The following is a 22,316-nucleotide window of genomic DNA, read 5'->3' as shown; positions in this document are numbered from 1 at the left end:
ACGATCGCATGTTCGACCAGACATCGCGGTACGCCGGTCTGCCGGTTGCCGTTATCGTCGACAGCCAGGGCCGGCAGCGCGCCTATGTGTCGGCCCGCGAGGTGCCACCGGCGGTGACGCCGCGCGCCGAGGACGTGGTGCACGTCGTCGGCGGCGACGAACGCCAGGACCGCATCGCCTGGCAGTACCTCGGCGATCCCACCCTGTACTGGCAGCTCGCCGACGCCAATGGCGTCGTGCACCCCGACGAGATCACCGCGACCGTGGGACGGCGGCTGCTCATCCCCCTCGACGGCAGGCAGGGGCAACGATGACCGGCGGCGTGTCGACGATGCTCACCCTGGGCAAGGTGCCCGCTCCCGGGGTGATGATCGATGCGCTGCAGGAGGTCGTCGTCGAAACGGCGCTCGACGTCGCAGGCGCGTTCTCGTTGACGTTCGGGCTCGCACCCACCGAGGGCGGCGACTGGAGCACATTGCTGATCGACCCGTTCAAGCCGATGATGCCGATCGGAATCCGCATCGGCACCGGCGGCGTGCCACTGCCTCTGGCGGTGCTCAACGGCTTCGCCACCGCGCAGCGGGCACGCTTCGCCGAGGGCGGAAAGAGCGTCCTGGAGATTCGCGGTATCGACATCACCGCTGTGATGAACCTCGAGGAGAAGGCGAAGGCGTGGACCGGCCTGCCCGACGGAGCGATCGCAGCGGCGTTGTTCGGCCAGTACGCGGTGGTGCCGAAGGTGACGATGACAGCACCGCGCGTCGTGGAGCCGATGGGGTCGACGGTGCAGCGCGGCACCGACATTCGCTTCCTGCGCCGTCTGGCCCGGCGCAACGGCTTCGACTGCTACGTGCAACCCGAACCGATAACCGGCCTGGACACCGGCTACTTCGGGCCGCCCACGACCGCCGGTGTCGCGTCGGCGGTGATCAACGTGAACATGGGATCACTGACCAACGTGCGCGACCTTGAGGTCCGTTACGACATGGCGCGGCCCACGCTGGCGATGGCACTCGGTCTCGACACCGCGACCAAGGCGCCGGGTGTCGGTGTCGCGCCGATGTCGAAGCTGGTGCCGATGGGCATCGAGCCCGCGACGCTGCGGGCCGTGGCGGGCGCGGGTGTCGCCGGGTCCATGCCCATGATTCGCCTCGCCGAGACCGGCGGCGCCACCGTCGCGGAGTTGCAGCCGTCGGCACAGGCAACCGTCGACCGCGCCAGCTTCGCGGTCACCGTGGAGGGCACCACCGACGAGTCGGTGGGTGTCCTGCAGCCCGGTGCGTTGATCGCGGTGCGCGGCATCGGTCGCCTGTTCAACGGGCTCTACCAGACGACCAGATGCCGAGTCTCCGTGGTCGACGGTCACTTCGAGCAGCGATTCACCGCCCGCCGAAACGCCGTGACCATGACCGGAACCGAGTTCGTCGCGATTTAGTCGCGGCACCGACCAGACGAGGAGCGTGATGACCGACCAACAAGTGCAACACCTGCTCGACCGTCAACTCGACAGGTTCTACGGCAAGTACCGCGGTCTGGTCACCGACAACCAGGACCCGACCAAGCGAGGACGGGTCCAGGCCGTGGTCCCCGAGGTGCTGGGCACCGAACACACCACATGGGCCGAGCCGTGCACGCCGTACGGCGGCACCACCTCGGGCTTCTACGCGATCCCGCCGCTGGGCGCCGGGGTGTGGATCGAGTTCGAGGCGGGGGACGTCTCCCGTCCGGTGTGGGTGGGCTGCTGGTGGGCGACCGGTGAGACACCGCCGGGACCTGGTGCCGCACTGCCGGATCCGTTCACCAAGGTGCTGCGCACCGAAACCGGTCTGCACGCCGCGCTCGACGACACCGGACAGTCGATCGTGCTCTCCGACATCGCAGGCGTGAACATCATGTCGATCAAGGTGCTGGAGGGCACAATCGAGATCAAGGCGCTCGCGCAGGTCGTCCTCGACGCGCCCCTGATCAAGCACGGCGGCGGCGCTACCCATCCCGCGGTGTTCGGCGACCAACTTATGGCCTACTTGGCGCAACTGGTCACCACGTTCAACTCTCATGTGCACCCGGGAGAGTTGGCGGCCGGCATCCTGCCCGTGACACCGGCGCCGCCGGTGCCCCCTGCCGTACCGCCCACTCCGGCCCTGATCTCGATACAGAACCTGGTGCAGTGAAATGGCCAAGCTGAAGCCGGGTGCTCTCCCCTCATCCACCGATCCCAACGCGTTCGCCGCGTCCATGGCCGCCGCAATCGAAGATGCCTACTGGAACTCGCTGGCAGCCGACGGCAAGCGCATCTTCGACCGCACCACCAACACAGAAAGCGACCGCGACCGCCGCCGTATCTTCGTCGCCATCGCCCAGGGCGTGACGGAACACCTGCGCGCCAACGCCGCTGCCCTGCGGGTGACGGCCGACGTGCCGCTGCCCCCGAACACGCACGTCGAGATCGACGTGACGTCATGACCGATCCCGGTGTCACGATCGTCACCGGCGCTCTCGCGGGTGGGGCGCGGGCCGACCTGACGGTTCCGCCCGCGGCACGCTACCTCGACGAGCCGATGCGGATCGACGGAAGCGGCAGGACCACCCTCGCCACCAGCGACGAACACGTCCGCGACCTCATTCGCGCGGTGCTCTTCACCGAGCCGTTCGAACGGCCGAATCGTCCCGACTTCGGTTGCGCCCTAAAGACCATGGTGTTTCTGCCCAACCACGAGGTGCTCGCCAGCGCCACCAAGGCACTGGTGCAGGGTGCGCTGCAGAAGTGGCTGGAGCTGGAGATCCTCGTCATCGACGTCGCCGTCGAGGCGGTCGACGCCGAACTGCGCGTCACCATCGTCTATCAACGCCGCAGCGACGGCGGCCAGCGCCGGGAGACCTTCCGCGGCCGCTACGGGCAGGTGGGCTGAATGGGCACCATCAACACCCTCATCGCCGGCGACCTCGACTGTGCGGACCTGCAGCAGCGGCGCAGCGACCTGCTGGCGCACCCCAACCCCACTCGGAACGGCATCGAGTACGTCGAAATCGATCCCAGCGACCACCGGATCGTCACCATCACGTTCCTGCGTCCAGTGCCGGTCACGGCGTACGGCCTTCCCGCAACGCCCAGTCTCGCGGCGTTCACCGGCGGCGTCCGGGTCACCGGCATCCATGTCCTCACCGCGACCCGGCTGGCGCCCGATCGCATCCGGCTCGTCACCGACAAGGCCGGCGACCACTCCCCCTACGTGCTCACGCTCACCCACCCCGATCTCGATCCCCCGCTGTCCCAGGTGCTGGTGTCATTCGTCGCGCCGTGCCCGACGGACGTCGACTGCCGCACCGAGGACGACTGTCCCCCTGAGCTTCTCGACGAACCTCTGATCGACTATCTGGCCAAGGACTTCACCAGTCTGCGTCGAATGCTGCTGGACGTGGCGGCCACCCGCCACCCCTCGTTCACCGACGGCAACGTCGCCGACCTGGCCTACACGCTGGTTGAGGCACTCGCCTACGAGGGTGACCGACTCGCGTACTTCCAGGACGCCATCGCGACCGAGGCCTATCTCGACACCGCGCGACAACGCCGCTCCATCCGTCGCCACACCCGACTCGTCGACTACCAGCTGCACGAGGGCCGCAATGCCTGGGCACCAATCGCGTTCACCGTGAGCAGCACCGGAGTCCTGCCCATGCGGACCTCGGTGCTCACCCGCGTCGGTGCGCCGCTGACCCCTGGCACGCCGCCGCCAGGCCCGCGCATCGCCGCACAGTGGACCGATCCGACCGCCGCCGACACATTCGAGCACACCCCGGCTCTGAGCGACGTCATCGTGTTCGAGACCTGCCACCCGGTCGAGTGCTCGCCACGCAACAACGAGATCCAAATCCACACCTGGGGCAACGACGAGTGCGTGCTCGCTGGTGGCACCACCGAGGCATACCTCTACAGCGTTGACAGCGTCGGCGCCGGCGGCGTCGCCCGTACTCCGGTCCTGGCCGACGGCGACTTCGTCGTGTTCGAGCACGCCCGGGGCATCGACGGGCTCGGCCTGCCCGTCGATGCCGACTCGACCAAGCGGACATTGGTGCGCATCGAGGGCTCGCCGCTACCCACGACCGACGAGCTGTACTCCAATGCGATCGCCAAGAAGGTCGACCCGGTTTCCGGTGTCGCACAATGGGAGCTGAAGCGGTGGACTACCGGACCGGTGCTGCCCCTGCTTCGTGTGCGGTGGCGACGCCAGGACGCCCTGCCGTTCCCCCTGTGCCTGAGCACGCGCACCGAGGACGGCCGCCGGCTGCGGTCGATCACCGTGGGACGCGGCAACATCGCACTCGCCGACCACGGCCGGACCGTGCGCGAGGACGTCATGCCGATCGTGCCCGATCGCATCCCGGTGACGGTCCGATTGCCCCGGGGGCCGCTGACCCAGGCGATGCCGGCGGCAGACACCGCAACCGACGCGAGCGGACTTCCCACCACCGAACGCACCGACCTGTCCGGCACTGCGCACGACGCGGTGCCCGCTGTGAACGTCGTCGTCAAGACCTCCGCCGGTACCGACGTCTACGTCGCGGTCCCCGATCTGCTCGACTCGACGCCGTTCGACCTCGCACTGGTCGCCGAGCCCAGCGGATCGGTCGCCGGGGACACCGACGCCACCCGCAGCGGCGGGCGCAGCGACGCCGGCGCGATCGTGCGCTTCGGCGACGGCACCTACGGCGCGTCGGCGACCAGCCCCGACCCCGCCAATCCGGCGAGCTACAAGGCCGTGTACCGGATCGGAAACGGACTTGGCGGACTCGTCGGCAGCGACACCCTCGTGCACTACAGCGTGCAGCCTTCCGGCGGCGTCCTGCCGACGATCACCGCCGTCCGCAACCCCCTACCAGCCACCGCCGGTGTCGATCCCGAGGCGGTGGAGCACGCCCGGCACGCTGCGCCGGTGGCTTTCGCCGTCGACCAGCGCAGGGCAGTCACCGAAACCGACTACGCGGACGCGCTGCTGCGCCTGCCCTCGGTGCAGAGCGCCGTGGCGCGCTTTCGCTGGACCGGTAGTTGGTTGACCGTCTTCGCCAGCGTCGATCCGGCGAGTTCGGAGGATCTGGTCGACCTCAGCGACGGACGCAGCGCACTCAGCCCGGCGCTCCAACTCGAGGTCCGCACGCAGCTGAACCGCTTCCGGCTCACCGATTACGACATCGAGCTGCGTGCACCAGAGTTCGTTCCACTCGACATCGCCATCGATCTGTGCGTGCTACCGGGTCAGTTCCGCGCCGACGTGGTCGCCGACGTCCGCAGGCGGATGGGAAGCGGCTGCACGGCCGACGGTCAACCGGGGTTCTTCCATCAGAGCCGGACAGTCTTCGGTGCCCCCGTACGCCTCTCGGCGATCTACGCCGCGGTCGCCTCGGCACCCGGCGTCGACACCGTCACGGTCACCCGCTTTCGGCGCCTAGGTCAGCCCGACAACGGCGAACTGGACCGCGCGGTGATCGAGCTCGGGCCATCCGAAATCGCACGCTGCGACAACAATCCCGACTTCACCGAGCACGGTGTCCTCGCGATCACCGCACACGGAGGCAAGGCATGAACGCTCCCCTGTGTTGCGACGGCACCGGCGGTCGGTGCACGTGCGGTGCGTGCGAACAGCGCTCGCACGTCAAGCGTCCCGACAACCGGCCCCGACTGCCAGCGATCGACACCCGCATCGGCACGTTCGCGTCCCTTCGCGAGCTCATGCTCGATGAGCTCGGAGCCAGAACCGAGTTGCGACACCTGTCCACCCGCGCATCCAGCGATCACGCCGTCGCGGTGCTGGAACTCACTGCGGCGCTGGCCGACGTGCTCACCTTCTACAGCGATCGCGCCGCCAACGACGCCTACCTCGGCACCGCCACCGACCGGCGTTCCGTCGAACGACTGACCCGGCTCGTCGGCTACCGACCGCGACCTGGTGTGGCGGCGATGACCTGGCTCGAGTTCACAATGGAGGCAACCAAGTCGGCCACCGCACCCGCGGGTCTACCGGTACAGGCCAGCGCCGACCCCAACGCACCGACCGTTGCACCGCCGACCTACGAGACGCTCGATGCCGCCCAGCTCGATGCCCGCTTCAACCGGATGCGCGTCGCTCTGCACGCAGCACCGCTGCCTGCGTTCGCCGCAGGCAGCGCGCACGCCATCCTGGCCCGCGGCGTCGCCGCGCTCACGACGGCCCTGCACGCCAACGACACCGTCCTGCTGTTTGGCGCCGCCGCGGGGCAGTTGGAGCGAAAGTCCGTCGCAGCCGCGACCATTGACGTCGATCGCATCCGCATCTCCTGGACTACCCCGATCGCCGGCACTGCCGGCGCCAGTCCCCGGTCGTGGCGCACCACCCGCAGCCTCGGTGCGTTCGGCGCGCACGCCCCCGTCAACTACAACGTCATGGTGACCGACTCCACCGCCCCCGGCGGGGTGCGCTGGACCACCGCGGTGACCAACTTTCTGCTGGGCGCGGGAGCCACCACGATTCCCGTCGACGCCCCCATCGACGACATCGCTGCCGGTACCCACCTTCTGGTCGAAACCTCGGGACCGCCGGTGCTCGTCAGAGTCACGGCGACCGGCCGTGCCGCCACCACCGTGGGACCGCTCACCGATTCGGCGCCGACGATCAGCGTGACGCCGCCCCTGCCGGCCTACGACCTGCGCACGGTCCGACTGCACGTCCTGGCCGGACCCGAACTCGCCTGGTGGGGCAGTGAAGCCGAGACAACCTTCGCCGGTAGCGCCTATCTGCCGGTGTTCCGCGCCGAGCTGCCCAACGGCACCGTCGGGGTCGAGTTGGGTCGACGAATCGAGCGCGATGCGTGGGTGTCCGGTGAGGCGCTGGACGTCGCCGAACTCGCCGCCGGACGGGCCGCGATCCTGTCGTGGTTCGACGCCGATGCTCCCGGCGCCCCGACCCCGCAGGTGCTGCGGCTGCAACGTCAGCCCGACCTACCGGTGTTCGACGCCAACGGTTTCGCCATGCTGCGGCTCGATCTGGTGTCGACGGCGGGCACGCCCGACACGGCCCCGGGATGGCCCGCCGCGACCGAAGCCTGGCTGGCGATGAACGTGCTGCGCGCGAGTCACGGGGCCTCGACCGTCGAGACGGTGGGCAACGGTGACGGCACGATCGCCTTCCAACGAATGGCCCTCGCCAAGCAGCCGGTCACCCATCTGCCCGCCGAGGTTCCTGGTGGTCTCGCCTCCACCCTGCGCGTGTACGTCGACGGCGTGGCGCGCACCGAAGTGGCGGGGCTCTACGGGCACAACGCCCACGATCCGGTGTTGACCACGGCGACGCGGCCCGACGGCGCCACCGAGATCTGCTTCGGTGACGGCGCCGACGTGGCCGCGCGCGCGTCGACGGGCGTCGGCAACGTCCAGGCGACCTATCGAGTCGGATCCGGCCTCGCCGGACGCGTCGGCGCGGGAAGGCTGAACGCCCTCCTCGCCAAACCGGCTGGGGTCCGCTCGGTCACCAACCCGTTACCGTCCGAGGGCGGCGCCGACCCCGAGCCCGCCGACCAGGCCCGCAGGAACGCGCCAGCCAGTGTGCGTGCACTCGGACGTGGAGTGTCGCTGCGCGACCTCGCCGATCTGCTGGTCGGCACTGGCCTGGTCACCGAGGCGCAGGCGATCTGGCTGTGGAACGGACTCGACCGGATGATTCACATCACCGTGACCGCTCCCCTCGGTGACCCGCTCGGCGCCGACGTGCTGACCACTCTGGCCCGCTCACTGGACTCCGCACGCGACACCAGCCACGTGCTGCGCATCGCCGACTCCATCAAGGTTCCGGTCACCGTCAGCGCGTCGGTCGTGATCGATGCGCGGGTCGAGAAGCCCGCCGCCGTATTGACCGCCGTGGACGGCGTTGTGCGGAACCGGCTGGACCCCAACCGATCCGGGCTAGGGCGGGCTGTCGCCGCCAGTGACCTCATCGCGGGCTGCGCGGCCGTGCCCGGGGTGATCGGCGTCGATCTCGACGATCTGATGTTCGCGCCGTCGGCGGCATTCGATCCCGCCGAGATGAGCCGCCGGGGTGTGCAGATCGCGCCCGACGGCACGCCGGTTCGCGTGCAGCCCCGGCTGCGACTGTTTCGTGCACGTCCCGACGTGACCCGCGGCGTCGTGCTGCCGGCCGAGCTGGCTGTCATCGCGCAACCCGGCGACGTGCGCATCGTCGACGGAGGAAGGGCATGACGACCGACCCGCGTCTGGACCGGCTGTGGAATCTCCTTCCCGCGCATCTTCGTTCGGGCGATCTCGAGGCCCAGCATGTGTTGCAACCGCTACTGCAGATCGCCTCACGCGTACTCAACGACGTCGAGGACGATCTCTGGCAGCGCTTCGACGACCTCTTCATCGAGACGGCGGCCGACTGGGCCGTGCCCTACATCGGTGAACTGGTCGGCAACGACGCACTCTTCGACGGCGCCCGCGCTGACGCGGCCCGCACCGCCACCGGGTTGTTCGCCGATCTCGCACCCCATGACCTGCGCTCCCCGATCGCCGCCCGGGTGCGCGCCGACGTCGCCCGAACCATCTACTACCGCCGGCGCAAGGGCACCCCGGCGATGCTGGAGGAACTTGCACGCAACGTCACGGGCTGGCCGGTGCACATCGTGGAGTGCTTTGAGTTGCTCGACTGGCCGCTGTTCGTCGAACACCTGCGCTCACAGGCCGCCCTGCTCGACGTGCGCAGTCCCGAGCGTTGCGAGCGCGCCATCGGTCCGTTCAGCGATGCGGTGCGGTGTGTGGACGTCCGTGAGCCCACGTTGGGCGGAAGCCGCGGCGCCGTGGTCGCCGAGGGCGCACTGGTGCCGGTGACCAGCACCGACTCCGAGGCAGTGGTCGACCGGCGGGCACTCGACCCCGTCGCCCCGCCCTACGCGCCGAAGAACGTCGCGTTCTTCGCCTGGCGGATTCAGGCCAGCCCGCTAGTCTTCGTCCCCGCCAAACGGTCCGCGGTCTGCCCGTTCGGATGGAGCTTCAGCCCGCTCGGCAATCCGGCACCATTGTTCAGCCGCTGGCAGCGCGAGGGCGACGCCAACGGTCTGGTGACCGAGTTGCAGGTGCCGCAGCCGATCCGGCGCGGCCGATTCGCCCTCGACATGGACTCCTACGTGGCGCGCCCACCCGTGCGCGCCCTGGCGACCGACTTCTACGGGAACTTCCGCGATCTACCGGGCGTCGGCCTGCCGCCCGCCCCGCAGACCTCGATCACGGTCTACCTCGACGGCGTCGCGGTCCGCCCATGTGCGAACCCGGCCGGTGTCGGCGCCGCATGTGCCCCACGTATCCGCTGCGTTCGGGTCGACGACTTCGCCACCGCGCAGCAGCCTGCAGGCAGGGTCGTCGCGCTCGACGTCGTGAACGGTCGTCTCCTACTTGGCACAGGCCTGTTGCCCAACCCTGCCGCGCCCCCTACGGTCACCGTGTCGTCGTTCGTCGGGCAGGCAGCAGGTTTCGGCGGCGGTGGGTATGACCGGCGCGCCTGGATCGTCCCGGATGCTCCCCCGACGGGCGCACCGGTTCAGCGCATCCACGTCGGCACCCGGCCGCGGCCCACGAGTGTCAAGCCACTCCCGCCACAGGTTTCGGCACTCACGACCGCGATCGCGCAATGGGTCGCCGGCGGCCGACACCCCACCGTGATCGTGATCGACGACAGTGGCAGCTACGCGCTGCCCGGCACAATAACCATGAAGAACGACAGCTGGCTGGTCATCGAGGCCGCCGACGGTGAACGCCCGCTATTGCGCACTCCGAACACCGGGACGCGCATCGACGCCACGGTGCCCGCGGCCACCCGGGACTACCTGTCGACACTGACACTGAGCGGCGTTCTCGTCGAGGGGCACCTCGACGTGATCGGACCGATCAACCGCCTGCGATTGTGGCACTCGACGCTGATCCCGGGCCGGCGGCTGCGCGAGAACGGCGAGCCGGACACCACCCGTCCCTCGATCGTCGCCTCGGGTGGGGCGGACCTCACTCAGCTGCGCGTCGAGGTCGCCTTCTCTATCCTCGGGCCGATCAGCCTGCCGTCGTCCATCGACCACGTCACGATCCTCGATTCGATCGTCGACGGCCTCGACGTCGGTGGAGCGTTGGCGGGGCCAGCGGTCGTCGGGACGGGCGGGGCCGCAACCGATCTCGGGCCCCCGCTCCGGGCCGAGCGCTCGACGGTGATCGGCGCAGTGCACGTCGTCAGCCTTGACGCGTCGGAGTGCATACTCACCGGTCACGTCGAGGTGCAGCAGACCCAGCATGGCTGCGTGCGGTTCAGCTATCTCCCGCTCGATTCGGTCAGCCCGCGACGGTTCCGCTGCCAGCCCGAACTCACCGCGCGCCAAGCGGCCGACGCGACCGTGGCCAACGCACTCGCCGTCAACCCGCTGCTCACCCTCGCCCAGCAGCAGGCGATCGCCGCGAACGCGCGCGCCGCCGTCGTCGCGGTGCTCGCCCCGTCGCTGACCACCCGCCGGTATGGGCGGCCCGAGTACGGCCAGCTCGCATCGTCGTGCCCGGCCGAGATCACCGAAGGCGCCGAGGACGGCAGCGAGATGGGGGCTCTCTGCCACGTCAAACAGGCCCAGCGGGAATCGAACCTACGCATCCGCCTCGCCGAGTACCTGCCGTTCGGGCTGGATCCGGCGCTGACCTACGTGACCTGACAGGGGGGCCCAGCATGGCCGGTGACCACAGCAGTTACAGTTTCCGGCCGACGAACGACTTCGTCGGCGTGTTCGAGCAGCAGGGCCGCGTCCGCCTCGACGCGAACCTCAACGAGTTCGTCGACCTGCTTGATCGCCGACTGCGCGCCACCGCGCTCGACACCCTCGGTCGAGCTGTCGTCCCCGCCGAGACCCCCGACGCGTTCCTGCTCGAAATCGCAGGGGGTGTGCTGTCTTTCGGGTCCGGCCGCGCGTACGTCGACGGCATCCAGGTCGATAACCACGGCGTCGGCATCCCGGCGCCGACGCTGCACTTCAACCCGCACCTCGAGGAGCTGAGGGGCACCGACCCCCTGCCGTACAGCCCGCAGCCCTACCTGCCCGTACCGCCTGCGCTGCCCACCACCGGCACCCATCTGGTGTACCTCGATGTGTGGCATCGCGAGCGTACGTGGGCCGAGGATCCGACACTGCTCGACCCCGCCCTCTACGGCATCGACACCGCTGTGCGGCGGCAGGTCGTCTGGCAGGTGAAGGTGCACGAAGCCGATACGCCCGGCCTGCAATGCGACACCCCCGACCTTGCGATCCCGGGCTGGGACAACATCATCCGGCCGAGTGCATCGCGGCTCACCACTGCAGCGGTCGGGGTCCCGGCGGCCTTGGACCCGTGCGATGTGCCGCCGATAGGAGGCTTTCGCGGCCGCAGCAACCGCCTGTACTGCGTGGAGATTCACGAGCCGGGACCGGTCGGCGTGGCGACGTTCAAGTGGAGCCGCGACAACGCCTCGCTGGCGTCACCGGTGACGGCGATTGCCGGCGCCGACGTCAGCGTCGTGCGTCCGGGGCGTGATGCGGTGCTGCGGTTCACCATTGGCGATTTCGTCGAGGTCACCGATGACGTCCATGAACTCGACGGTCTGCCGGGCGAGATGGCAGTCGTCGCCAACGTCGATGACGCGCGCGGGGTGGTCACCTTGGCGGCGCCGCTGGGCGGGGCGTTCGACGTGACCCACGGTGCCCGCATCCGGCGATGGGATCAGTCCGGCGCGTTAGTCACGGCCGATCACGTCATGCCGGTCGCCGCTGGGCCGATAGTGCTCGAAGACGGCGTGCAGATCGAGTTCAGCCTTGACCCCGATATTGCCGGCGGACTGTTCCGCGCCAACGAGCGCTGGGCGTTTCGAGCGCGTGTCGCCGACGCGTCGGTCGAGGTGCTCGATCACGTGCCGCCGCGCGCACCCCACCACCACATCGCGCGTCTCGGCTTCGTCGACTTCGCGAACAACACCCTGCTGAGCGACTGCCGGGTGCCGTGGCCAGGTTCGGGCGACTGCGACTGCGACGACTGTGCCTGCGATGTCTGCGTCACGGCCATCAGCCACAACAGCGGTGCGCTGACCATCCAGGCCGCCGTCGACAAGGTGCGTGACCGGGGCGGTGTGGTCTGTCTGCAACCCGGTGTCTACGTGCTGCGCGAGACCGTTGACATGTCGCGGACGAACGCGGTGCGGGTACGTGGCAAGGGGTGGACGACCATCGTGCTCACACCGGGGCCCATGCCGGCGTTCTTCGTCGATCGTGCCAGGGAGGTCACGATCGAGGAGTTGACGGTGCTCGGCAACGACGGCCGGTTCATCGATCGGCAGGAGCCCGGTAAGCCGGCGGAGCCCGGTGGGCCAGCGGTGCCCGGTAGGCCGGCGGGGCCCGCGGTTGCTGCGCCGGTCGCTGCCGCACCCATCCTCGCCGCACCCGTCGCTACGGGCGGGCTGCTCGCTGGGCTCGGCGGCAACGTTGCGATCGCAGTGCGCAACACGATTGGCTTCGCTGTGCAGCGCTGCTCTTTGATTGTGCAGCCAACGCGCGCGCGGCTGCCCGCACTGACGTTGCTCGGCATCATCGCGGGGCTACGCGTACGTGACTGCCAGATCCTGGGCGCAACGGCAATCGGCAATGCCCCCCTCGCTGCCATCGCACCACGCGACGAACGCGCATTCGTCGCCGACGATCGCACACCGGGACGTCTGCTACTCGCGCACTCCAGGATTGAGGACAACGTTCTCGTTGGCCTCCGCGCGGGCGTCGCCTTCGTCGGCACGGCAATTCACGTCGGGGACAACGTAGTTGCCGACAACATCGTCGCGGCGGTGATCGCCGGGATTACTCACTTGGGCACCTCGCCTGCCGGTGCGACGGTCGTCAGATCGAACATCGTCGCCGCCGGTTTCTACGGCATCATCGACGGCCTGAACCCCGTCCGGATCGCCGACAACGAGATATTCGGCCTCAACACCCAGCTCAATCGGCTCGGCATTCCCGACCCCCGTGTTCCCGACGAACCTGACGACCCTCTCCGCCCGAACCCGTGCGCACCGGCGAGCGTCGTGTACAAGGCAGGGCCCTTCGGAATCGTGACCGATGTCGGCGTTATGCGCGGTGGCCTCGGCCTGCCTGCCGCGATCCTCGTAACCGACGGCCTCGGCTTCGGCGGACGCATCGAGTCGGTGCGCATCGGGGGAAACGAGGTGGAGGAGTTCCTCGGATACGGAATCATGGTGCTGGCCGCCGTCGGGACCGCCATGATCCACGGCAACCGCGTCGGCCGAGTCTCCCTCGACGGCATCGCCGTCGCAGCCGTACGTGGCGGGGCGGTATCGGTGAACGACAACGTCATTCGCGGCGTCGGCTACGAGGCCCGCGAACAGCGGCACGCCCCAGCCGCGGAACGGCGAGTGCTCGCCGCCATCGCCATCGGGCCGGCGCAGGAAGCCGACGTCCGCGCCAACCAGGTGTTTGGGGTGCGGTCGATATTCGCGCAGATAGTGGCAGGCGTGTGGATCGAAGGTGCCCGCAACTCCCAGGTCGCCCTCAACACCATCAACGACGTCGGTGCTCCCGAAGGGTTGTCGTTCGGTATCGCGGTGCGAGCGCCGTTCGACCGGACCGACGTCAGCGAGAATCGGGTTCGCCAGCAGTCGCCGCGGGGCCGCTACACCGGCGTGTCGATTGGGGGGCTGGTGACATTGCGGCACACGGAGCGCGTAGAGGACTACCACCTGGTGGACCTCAAGTTCGGGCGACTGATCATCGTCACGGGCGTCGGCACCTGGTGGTACGGCGACGACAGAATCGTGCACCTGCAGTTGGGTCGCGAGTTCGGGGCGGTGCACGGCAACACGGTCGACGGTGCCGGACTCCGCCCCATGGTGCGGGTCATCGTGGGCGGGAATGCGCTGGTAAACGACAATCGAATCGTGTTCGTCCCCCACGAGCGCGTAGACGCGGTACGCATCGGTGCCGACTCCGCCGTGGTGTCCGCGAACTACATCGAGACTCGACCGGAGGCGTCTGCGGTTGCGATCGACGCCGACCCGGCCAAGGTCGCGATCTCGACGAATGTCACGAACGGCGAGCTTCGCATCAACGGCGCACCGCTAGCGCCCCCCTGGGACGCCATGAACGTCGCGACACCCTGATCGCCATCACACACCGAGGAGGAACCACCGTGTCGGCAAAACCGCCCAAGGACCCAGAGGACCCGCGCATCGGGTACCAGTCGCACGCGTTATTGCGCCAGGCGCTGGAATCGACCCGTGGGCACGTCGCTGCGGCAGCCGATGCCGCGAAAGCCGCAATGGCAGAGAGCAATCCGGAGGTTACGCGAGCCCGCCGAGCCGCGCGTGGGGACGGCCCGGAAGAACTGCAGGCCATAGTCGACGCGCAACGGGGTCACGTGAAGACGATCGCAACGACTGCCACCGATCACGGCAAGGCGATCGACGATCTGATCCTTGACCTGGCGGAGCTTTTCAACACCTGACTAGCCGTCCGACAGTAGAGAAAGCTCAGGGAGACGCTATGTTTGCCCCGAAGGTCGAGAAACCACAAATCACCGCAGCCAAAGGTCCGACGAGCACACCGGCGCAACAACGTTTGACCCGTGGGGCGCGACCATCTGGAGGCAGCACGGTCGACCGGGAGCGCGTGCTCCAACGGTCCGTCATCGATCAGGCAACCCAGCTGTCAGCCGCGCGAACTCTGACCCCAAACGGGAACTACTCCGACGGCGAATATGAGCGAGAGGCTAACCCGCAGAGCCTGACAGCCCGGAAGACTCCAGTCGCGCCGTGGACTTTCAACAAGGTTCCAATTATTCGATTCCCGCCCAGACCGGCCGAATGGCTCCGAGAGCCAGCCCAGTTCGCCGTTCCGCCGCTGACAAGGGCGATGCAACCGAAGGCTCTGTTCAACGAGGTCCACGCCCCGCGTGACCATGAAGCAGATGCCTACGCTGCGGAATCAGTTCCGGCGGCAGGCAGCTGGCGGCCGTCTCAGATGCCGGCCATTCCACCCGACGCACTCGGGCACGATGCGCGGTGGAGCCGCCTCTTCGCGACGGATCTGTCGGCGGTCAGGCTGCACCCCGAGAGTTCCCGTGCGGGCGGACGTGTTCATGCCCTGACCGAGGGAGACCACGTGTACCTCGCTCCTGGACGCTTCGCGCCGGGGACTGAAAAGGGGGATCGTCTAATCGCGCATGAACTCGCGCACGTGACCCAGCAGCGGAGGTCCGGCGCGCCGAGTCCGCAGCTTGCAGCCGAGCTGGATGCCGACGAGGCGGCGGAGGCGGCGGTTCGCGGGCAAGTAGCTCGCACGCGAGCGTCCCTTGCACCCGGCAAGGGGCACACCTATGAGGCCTGGGAGCATCGCCGGCTCGGGGACGCGTTAGGTGGTGAGAACCGACGGATACGGCTTCCGAACGGAGTCGAGGTCACCTACGGGCAGATCGTTGCGCTGAGCGGGGACTTCTACCGCTCGCCCGAGGCACTACTCAGGGCGCCGCGCTCCGAGCTTGAGGCCATCCTCAGCACCATGGATCGTGAGAGCTACCTGGCGAAGGCAGGCGGGATTGGCAGGCCGAAGGACGCGGACGCGAATTTGATCAACTCGGCATACGAGCTTGCCACCACGGGTCACGACCGGACCGGGACTCCGATACCGACGCTCGCTGGCGACACGGACGTCGCGTCCGGCCCGCACGGCGAAGTTCGTGAGGGCGAACACGTGGAAAGCGGCGCCCCGGAAGCCCAGGCGAGCTTCTTCGATCTCGCCGCCGCCAACGCCGCGCACTTCTCGCCGGAGAACATCGCCCTCAATTGGATCCCGAAACATCAACTCGCACTGGACCTCGCACGCCAGGCCTGGCAGAGCCGCAATCCCCGCGCTACCCCAACCGCGAGCGCCCCGGGCATTCACCCGAGCGCGCGAACTGGCACCGCCCCCGCCGAGGCGGCGACAGCGCCCGGACTGGCCCCCACGGCTGCGGGCGCCACCTCCGTGGTACCCGGCCGTGCCGATCCCGCCGCGACACCCACTCTGGCAGGACTGTCGAGCGCCGCGTCGGCGGCGTCGACGGCCGATCAATACGAAGCCCAGGCGTGGCTTTCTTCGGCGTTCGCCGACCACTTCCTAACCGACGCCTTCGCGGCCGGGCATCTCATCTCGGGAAGCACTGGCCGGACCATCTGCCAGGACTTCTTCAGCCGAAACGAATCCCGCATCACGGCGGCATGTTGGGCCTGTGCCCTCGCCGATGGAGCGAGTCCAGAGGCTGCATCGGTGATCGTCCCGGCGATCCGTGCAATTCTTGCGGGCAAGGCGTCGAGCCTTCTGCTCAAGACCGTCCACGACTACTACAACCGCAACGGCCTCGAGGTACGGAATGCGCTTGGCCAGGTGTGGCGGACCGTCGGCGACGCACGCCTCGGCGGCAGTCCAGAGACTATCGCGATGGGCGAGTTAGCGAGCAAGGCGTCCCGTGACGCGGTGCAGGACGTGCTCTCGACAGGAGGGACGACGCGCGCGGAGGTGGCGCTCGACTACATCCCCGACATGGCCCGGCTAGTGGGCGGGACTTTCAAACCGATCACGACCTTCTCGACTAACCCGCTGGTGTGGAATCCAGTGCTCGCTCAATCTCTTTCGCCCAGCCCGGCGACGAACGACCTGTATCAATTGATCAAGGGCAATATCGGCCCGATGGCGAGCCTGAAAGGCAAGCAGACAGCACGATCGGTGGAATCAGTCCCCGGTGCAGCACGTCGTTGGGTCGGGGAGAGACTTGAGGACGTCAAGCGAATTCCCGGACAGCTGACGCGCGAGATCGAGGATCTGTACGGCGCCCCGCGTTGACCGCCGATCGCTTCCCCGCAGCCAACATGAACCGTCACAAGAACAAGGACATGCGACACAGGCAGTTCCGCGCAGCTGGGCCATCAACATTCGGCCGCAAGCGCGGCCAAATGGCTGGTGAAGCTACCTGCGTTACTGGCGGCATTCACGTGGTCGAAATAGTTGTACCAGCCGCTGGCCTTGATACCTGCCAGCAGCGCCTCCCTGGCTTGTTGGTCAGGAAAGCGCCAGATGCTCAGGAAGCGGTGCGCGCTGGCTTGATCGATGCTGGTGTCCACATCGCTCATTGCGAGAACTTCTACGCCCACGCTGGATAGCGCGCCCATCGCCGCCTGGATACCGCTCAGGAACTGCTGGCGTTGTTCGGCAGGCAGCGCTTTCCAGGCGTCATTGGGAGAGTACAGCTCGACCAGATAGTGCGACATGTTGGTTTTCTCCTTCATTTCAGATTGCGCAAGGCGCGTTGGCAGATGCGGCGCGTCGCGTCAGTTGGTTCGTCTTGAAGCCATTGCGCACAAAGGCCGCGTACCCAGTCAGCCTGATCTTTGGCAGCGTCGTTGAGCCAGTTGGCCACCGAGTCCTGGACATAGACGGACGGGTCGGCGCGCAGCGGCAAGAGGATGGGCAACGCCTGTTCCGGTTGTCGTTTGAGTGCGGCGATGTGTGCGCACCACACGCCGCGCGGGCGCAGTGCTTCGCTGGCGAAGCGGCGCAGGCGTTCTGACGGCGATGCCGTCCAGGCCGTGAGATGGCCGATGGACACATCGAGTTCCTGTGCCAGATGTGGGCGCACCGCCATCCAGGCCCATTCGCGCACGCCGAAATGCGCGTCGTCGGCCAGTGGTCGGATGGCGGCCAATCGGGCCGGCAGATCCAGTCCGGGTTGCGCACCGATCATGAAGCAGGCCCAGCCGCGCACGGTGTCCGCTCCGTGCTCCCGGCATCGGTCTATCCCGGCGGCGCCGAGGTCATCCAACAGCACGGCACCGATGCCCGCCATCCGCTTGAGGATGCCGAGTTGGCAGGCGGTTTCGGCTGCCTCCAACGCCCGCGGCGACAGGGCGGGAAAGACCCTGCGCAGCAGCCGCGCCTGGTCGAGCGCCAGTCCCTCAGCCAGCGTGGCGCTTTGCAGTTCGCCAAATGACAGGGCTTCCAGTACGTCGGGCGGGATGTCGGCGGCGCGGGTTGCGCCCTTGCGCGTGCCTGGGAGACTCATACGGCTTTCGCCTGGTTGGTGCTCAGGTTTGCTGCCACCTTGTCCAGCAGCGCGGCAAGTTGTGTGCGTTCGGGCGCGGAGAGGTTGCCGAACAGACCCGCGATCCAGCGGCCGTGCTGGTCAAAGACCTCCTTCGCCACCCGCTTGCCCCTGCGGGTCAGCCGGATGCTCAGTGCGCGGCGATCGCTGGCATCGGCTTGGCGCTCAATCAGGGCTTCACGTTCCAGACCGTCGAGCAGACCCGTCACCGTGGCGCGGGTGACGCCCGCCTGTTCGGCCAGCACGTTTGGGGCCAGTCCCTCGCTGGCGGCATCGAGCAGGAACAGCAGTACGAAGCGTCCTTCGGATAGGCCATGCGGCGCCAGCAGCGCCGCGCAATCACGGTCAATGGCCGAGGCTAGCGAAAGTGTCTGAAAGCACAGCCGGATGCCTTCCACGTCGGGCAGCTGCCGACGCTGCGCTTCTTGTAGCAGGGCTTGATACTTCTGTTTCAGTGTCATTCTGAAGCCACCATATAGTATGGCGACTAATTATATTCTAGGCCCCGCCCGCCTCACGCGAGCCCGCCGAGCCGTGCGTGGGGTTCATCCGTGATCTGGCAGAACTCTTCGGCTCCTGACTCGCTGCGTGGCCACAATCTGTCAGGAAGCGACGGCTCCTCGACGCAGTGCGATCAATTCGTGCCCGGATTCTTCTTCCGTCCGGTGCCCGATCTCCTCGAATCCCATCCGGGCGTAGAAACGGCGGGCGCGCTGGTTGCGCCGGTACACCTCCAGTGTCACCGTGCCGTGGAGCGCACCGGCATGCTCGACAAGCGCCCGACCGACCCCACGCCGCTGCGCCTCGGGCGCGATGAACAAACCACCGATCTCACTGCCCAGCATGCCGAGCAGGCCGACGATAGTGCCGCTAGCGACAGACTCGACGACCCAATTCTGAGCTTCCACGAGGTAAACGTCGCGCATCTTTTGCTCGCGTTCACCCTCACCCTCCCCGACCACGAACGGGTGAGCCTCCCGAGCAGCGCGTGCCCACACACTGACCACCGCATCTACATCAGTCGGTCGGTAGGGGCGCACGATCAGGTCATTGTCCACCTCGCCAACGGTAAACCAATCAACCAGCGGATTGCCCTTCCCAGGAACCTCGGGCGCGCGCACGATGGAAGACGGAAGCGCGGGAAGGGATTGGGCGATGAAGGCCAAGGTAGGCGACTGGTTGGTGATCAAGGGCACGACAGTGGAACGACCGGATCAGCGCGGTGAGATCACCGAGGTGCGTTCGGCGGACGGCTCGCCGCCATACGTGGTGCGATGGTTCGCCACCGGCCATGTGGCGACAGTCGTACCCGGCCCGGACGCGGTCGTCGTCACGTCCGGGGAACAGGAAGAGGCGGATAAGTGGGCGCGGTCCAGGTCCGCATCGGTGGAGACGGCGATCGCGCACCACACCAAGAGCGAGTAAGCGCCGCGACTGATCGTGCCCGGTTTCGGGGCGTCGAGTTCACCTGGCCGATGCCGCCGATTCCGTCATGGGGTGACGTAATCTCCCTCCGTGTACGTCGACGTGATGACCATGCCGCAGCGGTTGAGCCAGATCGGCGGCTTCGCCCGGCGCATTCAGGCTTCGGGGTTCTCCGGTCTCCTGCTCACCGAGACGGGCCGAACCGCCTATCTCAACGCGGCGGTGGCCTCGCAGTCCGCCCCCGGCCTCGAGTTCTCGACCGGTGTTGCCGTCGCCTTTCCGCGCAGCCCGTTCGTCACGGCGGCGTCGGCCTGGGAGTTGCAGGAGGCAACCGGCGGCAGGTTTCGGCTCGGCCTCGGCACCCAGGTCCGCACTCATGTCGTCCGGCGCTACGGGATGCCCTTCGAACATCCTGGTCCGCGGCTGCGTGACTACGTGCTGGCGGTGAAGGCATGTTTCGCCGCCTTCCGGACCGGCAAACTCGACCATCACGGCGAGTTCTACGACCTCGACTTCATCACTCCCCAGTGGAGTCCCGGGCCCATCGACGCACCCGATCCCAAAGTCGATGTCGCAGCGGTGAATCCATGGATGCTGCGGATGGCAGGTGAGGTTGCCGACGGCGTGCACATTCATCCGATCGGCGAGCCCGGCTACATCGCCCGCCATGTGCTGCCCAACGTCGCCGCAGGTGCGGCCAAGTCGGGCCGCTCCCCCTCCGATATCGCGAAGATCGTTCCCGTCATGACGATCGTCGGCGACAGCGATGAGGAACGCGCCAACGAGCGCGAACTCGTGCGGGCCAGCATGAGCTTCTACGGAAGCACACCGAACTATGCGTTCATCTGGGACGAGGCCGGCTTCGAGGGGACGACGGCCCGTCTGCGAGAGAAGCAGAAGGCAGGTGACTTCACAGGTATGGCATCGCAAATCACGGACGATCACATCGCCACCTTTGCCACCGAATCGACGTGGGATGGCTTGGCGGACGCATTGATCGCCAAGTACGACGGAATCGCCACTCGTATCGTGTTGTACAACGCGGGCAGCGAGACCGAGCGTCTCGACAAGTACGGCGAGATCGCGCGCCTGATAACGGCGCGGCACGCCGCGGCGGGTTGATCGGCCGCTGGTCCCCGACTGCAGGAGCCCCGATGATGCGGTACACCCCGATGGCAACGTCGATGCACACCCAGCGCCTTCGCCTGCAGTTGCGTGACGAGTGCGACGCCGTCTGGAATCACGAACTGCTTGGTGAGCATGAGGGTGGGACGACTGAATCAGTGCAGAATGTCCGACTTCGACTGGCCGAGCAGCGAAAAATGTTCCACGACAGCGGTATCGGACTGTTCACGATCCGCCGCAGGGCCGACGATGAACCCTTGGGGTACTGCGGGCTGATCGTCGGTCGATGCAGCCTTGATGAGCCGGAGATCGCTTGCGAACTGCTGAATCGATTCCACGGCTGCGGTTACGCAACCGAGGCCGCACACGCTGTGATGGATGCGGCACTCACGACAGGCCGCAGCCGAATCTGGTCAACCGTGGGGGCATGGAACGAGCCGTCACTACGGGTCTTGGACAAACTTGGCTTCCAACACCACCACGAGACCATCGACGATCGCGGCCGGCCGCTCATCTACCTGGTGTGGCAAGCCCCAGGACGCGAGTCGGCGAGGTAACGCATCGAAACCGCCACCAAAAGTGCGACAGTTGGCGTGACATCGGTGGTGCACTGGCGCGACGACCGGAGGGGCTTCCTTGTTGGGCTCGGCTGACGGTGGGTTCAGGAGTGCGACCGCACGACGGCACTACCTGGCGGCGTATGAGGACTTGCGCGCATTAAGTCCCCGGCCGGATGTCGTGCACGATGTTCCAACGAAGTTCGGCACCGTCCGGGTTCTTGTCGCGCCCGCGTTCCGTGCGGGCTGGACGTGCCGCGGCGTGGTGGATAGCGGGTCACCCCTGCGAATGCCGCCAGCGTATTTCCCTAGTGATCGTCTGCTGCGTTCGGTACGTCTCCCGGTCCAAGTTCTTTTGGCCGGCAACACTGTTCACGACTCAACAAAAGGGCTTCGGCGGATGCAGTCGGTGGTGCCGACATGGCGGTATCACCTGTGGCCCAACACCTCACATGCCTTGCAGGTCGAGGTTCCTGACGCGGTGAATGCTGCTATCCGTCAGTTCACGATGGAACACCGCAACGGTGCGTAGCCGGTTGCGGTGCTCGCTCTCATCCTCGACAGGCCGAGTTCTTCACGGTTCCCGGCGTTCTGCTGCGGCGACGAGTTTGCGCGACAACGTTCCCAGGACGAACCGCAGGACGAGCCAGTACCCCACACCGATTACCCGCGAACGGGTCTGGTACCCGCCGCGCCACGTCACGAGAGTCCCGTCGGCGTCTTCGGTTAGCGTCACGTCGGCCTGATAGTTCTGGATTGGGCCGTCGGCCAGGATCGTGTAGCCGTGCCGGATTCCGGGTTCGTGGGCGGTTGTCATCTCGCGGGTCTGCCGTCCCTTCGCGCCCACAGCACGAATCGCGCCGACTCCCCCGTCGCCCGCTGGTCCCAATGAGTCCCACGCCGAATAGCTGATCAGCGGTGAGGCCCAGTCCGACCAGTTGGCTCCGTCGGAAACGATGGAGAACAAGACTGCTGGGGACGCCGTGCTATGGCGTCGGATGACACATTCGTACTCACGAGGCATGACCGGCACAATAACAGAACAGTGTTCTATTATCGTG

General features: G+C 67.4%; 19 protein-coding genes. 14 read left to right on the top strand and 5 right to left on the bottom strand.

The features are described 5' to 3' along the window. Nucleotides 1-8 precede the first annotated feature (8 nt). The 11 genes from ACZY0X_RS13665 to ACZY0X_RS13615 all read left to right on the top strand — a co-directional run bounded on the left by ACZY0X_RS13665 (nucleotide 9) and on the right by ACZY0X_RS13615 (nucleotide 16,893). Complete coding sequence (locus tag ACZY0X_RS13665; protein WP_463771130.1) at nucleotides 9-314, top strand: LysM peptidoglycan-binding domain-containing protein; 306 nt, start codon at nucleotides 9-11, stop codon at nucleotides 312-314. Next, entirely contained in the window at nucleotides 311-1,435 is a 1,125-nt protein-coding gene (locus ACZY0X_RS13660; RefSeq protein WP_463771129.1) for a phage late control D family protein, read from the top strand. The genes ACZY0X_RS13665 and ACZY0X_RS13660 overlap by 4 nt, the downstream gene beginning before the upstream one ends. A gap of 28 nt (nucleotides 1,436-1,463) precedes the next feature. Continuing rightward, nucleotides 1,464-2,171 carry a phage baseplate assembly protein V gene (locus ACZY0X_RS13655; protein WP_463771127.1) on the top strand — a complete coding sequence of 236 codons (708 nt, stop codon included), beginning with the start codon at nucleotides 1,464-1,466 and terminating at the stop codon, nucleotides 2,169-2,171. A gap of 1 nt (nucleotide 2,172) precedes the next feature. Next, a complete protein-coding gene (locus ACZY0X_RS13650) occupies nucleotides 2,173-2,463 on the top strand; it encodes a hypothetical protein (protein WP_463771126.1) in 291 nt (96 codons plus the stop codon). After that, complete coding sequence (locus ACZY0X_RS13645) at nucleotides 2,460-2,909, top strand: GPW/gp25 family protein (RefSeq protein WP_463771125.1); 450 nt, start codon at nucleotides 2,460-2,462, stop codon at nucleotides 2,907-2,909. Before ACZY0X_RS13650 ends, ACZY0X_RS13645 begins: the two co-directional genes overlap by 4 nt. After that, the gene (locus ACZY0X_RS13640; RefSeq protein WP_463771123.1) at nucleotides 2,910-5,579 is read left to right on the top strand and encodes a baseplate J/gp47 family protein; all 2,670 of its coding nucleotides are present in this window, start codon (nucleotides 2,910-2,912) and stop codon (nucleotides 5,577-5,579) included. After that, nucleotides 5,576-8,224, top strand: coding sequence for a baseplate J/gp47 family protein (locus ACZY0X_RS13635; RefSeq protein ID WP_463771122.1), 2,649 nt, complete (start codon nucleotides 5,576-5,578; stop codon nucleotides 8,222-8,224). Before ACZY0X_RS13640 ends, ACZY0X_RS13635 begins: the two co-directional genes overlap by 4 nt. Then, nucleotides 8,221-10,701 (top strand): hypothetical protein, encoded by a 2,481-nt coding sequence (locus ACZY0X_RS13630; RefSeq protein WP_463771121.1) that lies wholly within the window; start codon nucleotides 8,221-8,223, stop codon nucleotides 10,699-10,701. Before ACZY0X_RS13635 ends, ACZY0X_RS13630 begins: the two co-directional genes overlap by 4 nt. A gap of 14 nt (nucleotides 10,702-10,715) precedes the next feature. Next, nucleotides 10,716-14,177, top strand: coding sequence for a DUF6519 domain-containing protein (locus tag ACZY0X_RS13625; RefSeq protein WP_463771119.1), 3,462 nt, complete (start codon nucleotides 10,716-10,718; stop codon nucleotides 14,175-14,177). Between the two features lie 29 nt (nucleotides 14,178-14,206). Then, nucleotides 14,207-14,521: a hypothetical protein gene (locus ACZY0X_RS13620; protein WP_463771117.1), complete on the top strand. Its 315-nt coding sequence runs from the start codon at nucleotides 14,207-14,209 to the stop codon at nucleotides 14,519-14,521. Between the two features lie 515 nt (nucleotides 14,522-15,036). Continuing rightward, the gene (locus ACZY0X_RS13615) at nucleotides 15,037-16,893 is read left to right on the top strand and encodes an eCIS core domain-containing protein (RefSeq protein WP_463771116.1); all 1,857 of its coding nucleotides are present in this window, start codon (nucleotides 15,037-15,039) and stop codon (nucleotides 16,891-16,893) included. Between the two features lie 83 nt (nucleotides 16,894-16,976). On the opposite strand, the gene ACZY0X_RS13610 is transcribed toward ACZY0X_RS13615, so the two are convergent. The 4 genes from ACZY0X_RS13610 to ACZY0X_RS13595 all read right to left on the bottom strand — a co-directional run bounded on the left by ACZY0X_RS13610 (nucleotide 16,977) and on the right by ACZY0X_RS13595 (nucleotide 19,269). Further along, entirely contained in the window at nucleotides 16,977-17,318 is a 342-nt protein-coding gene (locus ACZY0X_RS13610) for a DUF6616 family protein (protein WP_463771114.1), read from the bottom strand. A gap of 14 nt (nucleotides 17,319-17,332) precedes the next feature. After that, on the bottom strand, nucleotides 17,333-18,109 hold the full coding sequence (locus ACZY0X_RS13605) for a hypothetical protein (RefSeq protein ID WP_463771113.1): 777 nt from the start codon (nucleotides 18,107-18,109) through the stop codon (nucleotides 17,333-17,335). Continuing rightward, nucleotides 18,106-18,609, bottom strand: coding sequence for a MarR family winged helix-turn-helix transcriptional regulator (locus ACZY0X_RS13600; protein ID WP_463771111.1), 504 nt, complete (start codon nucleotides 18,607-18,609; stop codon nucleotides 18,106-18,108). The genes ACZY0X_RS13605 and ACZY0X_RS13600 overlap by 4 nt, the downstream gene beginning before the upstream one ends. Nucleotides 18,610-18,750: 141 nt before the next feature. Continuing rightward, a complete protein-coding gene (locus ACZY0X_RS13595) occupies nucleotides 18,751-19,269 on the bottom strand; it encodes a GNAT family N-acetyltransferase (RefSeq protein WP_463771109.1) in 519 nt (172 codons plus the stop codon). Between the two features lie 34 nt (nucleotides 19,270-19,303). On the opposite strand from ACZY0X_RS13595, the gene ACZY0X_RS13590 reads away from it, so the two are divergent. The 3 genes from ACZY0X_RS13590 to ACZY0X_RS13580 all read left to right on the top strand — a co-directional run bounded on the left by ACZY0X_RS13590 (nucleotide 19,304) and on the right by ACZY0X_RS13580 (nucleotide 21,255). Next, nucleotides 19,304-19,573: a DUF1918 domain-containing protein gene (locus ACZY0X_RS13590; RefSeq protein ID WP_463771107.1), complete on the top strand. Its 270-nt coding sequence runs from the start codon at nucleotides 19,304-19,306 to the stop codon at nucleotides 19,571-19,573. A gap of 90 nt (nucleotides 19,574-19,663) precedes the next feature. Beyond that, nucleotides 19,664-20,695, top strand: coding sequence for a TIGR03617 family F420-dependent LLM class oxidoreductase (locus ACZY0X_RS13585; protein ID WP_463771105.1), 1,032 nt, complete (start codon nucleotides 19,664-19,666; stop codon nucleotides 20,693-20,695). Nucleotides 20,696-20,727: 32 nt separating this feature from the next. Then, complete coding sequence (locus tag ACZY0X_RS13580; RefSeq protein ID WP_463771103.1) at nucleotides 20,728-21,255, top strand: GNAT family N-acetyltransferase; 528 nt, start codon at nucleotides 20,728-20,730, stop codon at nucleotides 21,253-21,255. Nucleotides 21,256-21,829: 574 nt separating this feature from the next. Here ACZY0X_RS13580 and ACZY0X_RS13575 read toward each other — a convergent pair. After that, nucleotides 21,830-22,279 carry an SRPBCC family protein gene (locus tag ACZY0X_RS13575; protein WP_463771101.1) on the bottom strand — a complete coding sequence of 150 codons (450 nt, stop codon included), beginning with the start codon at nucleotides 22,277-22,279 and terminating at the stop codon, nucleotides 21,830-21,832. Nucleotides 22,280-22,316: the final 37 nt, after the last annotated feature.

The sequence above is a fragment of the Mycobacterium sp. IDUB_39 genome, from assembly GCF_055419205.1.
This window is presented reverse-complemented; position numbering and strand designations above follow the sequence as displayed.

Coding starts and splice junctions, on each gene's coding strand:
- ACZY0X_RS13610 (WP_463771114.1), bottom strand. CDS start 17,318: ATGTCGCACTATCTGGTCGAGCTGTACTCTCCCAATGACGCCTGGAAA.
- ACZY0X_RS13605 (WP_463771113.1), bottom strand. CDS start 18,109: ATGAGTCTCCCAGGCACGCGCAAGGGCGCAACCCGCGCCGCCGACATC.
- ACZY0X_RS13575 (WP_463771101.1), bottom strand. CDS start 22,279: ATGCCTCGTGAGTACGAATGTGTCATCCGACGCCATAGCACGGCGTCC.
- ACZY0X_RS13655 (WP_463771127.1), top strand. CDS start 1,464: ATGACCGACCAACAAGTGCAACACCTGCTCGACCGTCAACTCGACAGG.
- ACZY0X_RS13590 (WP_463771107.1), top strand. CDS start 19,304: ATGAAGGCCAAGGTAGGCGACTGGTTGGTGATCAAGGGCACGACAGTG.
- ACZY0X_RS13645 (WP_463771125.1), top strand. CDS start 2,460: ATGACCGATCCCGGTGTCACGATCGTCACCGGCGCTCTCGCGGGTGGG.
- ACZY0X_RS13660 (WP_463771129.1), top strand. CDS start 311: ATGACCGGCGGCGTGTCGACGATGCTCACCCTGGGCAAGGTGCCCGCT.
- ACZY0X_RS13650 (WP_463771126.1), top strand. CDS start 2,173: ATGGCCAAGCTGAAGCCGGGTGCTCTCCCCTCATCCACCGATCCCAAC.
- ACZY0X_RS13630 (WP_463771121.1), top strand. CDS start 8,221: ATGACGACCGACCCGCGTCTGGACCGGCTGTGGAATCTCCTTCCCGCG.
- ACZY0X_RS13635 (WP_463771122.1), top strand. CDS start 5,576: ATGAACGCTCCCCTGTGTTGCGACGGCACCGGCGGTCGGTGCACGTGC.
- ACZY0X_RS13640 (WP_463771123.1), top strand. CDS start 2,910: ATGGGCACCATCAACACCCTCATCGCCGGCGACCTCGACTGTGCGGAC.
- ACZY0X_RS13665 (WP_463771130.1), top strand. CDS start 9: ATGTTCGACCAGACATCGCGGTACGCCGGTCTGCCGGTTGCCGTTATC.
- ACZY0X_RS13580 (WP_463771103.1), top strand. CDS start 20,728: ATGATGCGGTACACCCCGATGGCAACGTCGATGCACACCCAGCGCCTT.
- ACZY0X_RS13600 (WP_463771111.1), bottom strand. CDS start 18,609: ATGACACTGAAACAGAAGTATCAAGCCCTGCTACAAGAAGCGCAGCGT.
- ACZY0X_RS13625 (WP_463771119.1), top strand. CDS start 10,716: ATGGCCGGTGACCACAGCAGTTACAGTTTCCGGCCGACGAACGACTTC.
- ACZY0X_RS13615 (WP_463771116.1), top strand. CDS start 15,037: ATGCCGGCCATTCCACCCGACGCACTCGGGCACGATGCGCGGTGGAGC.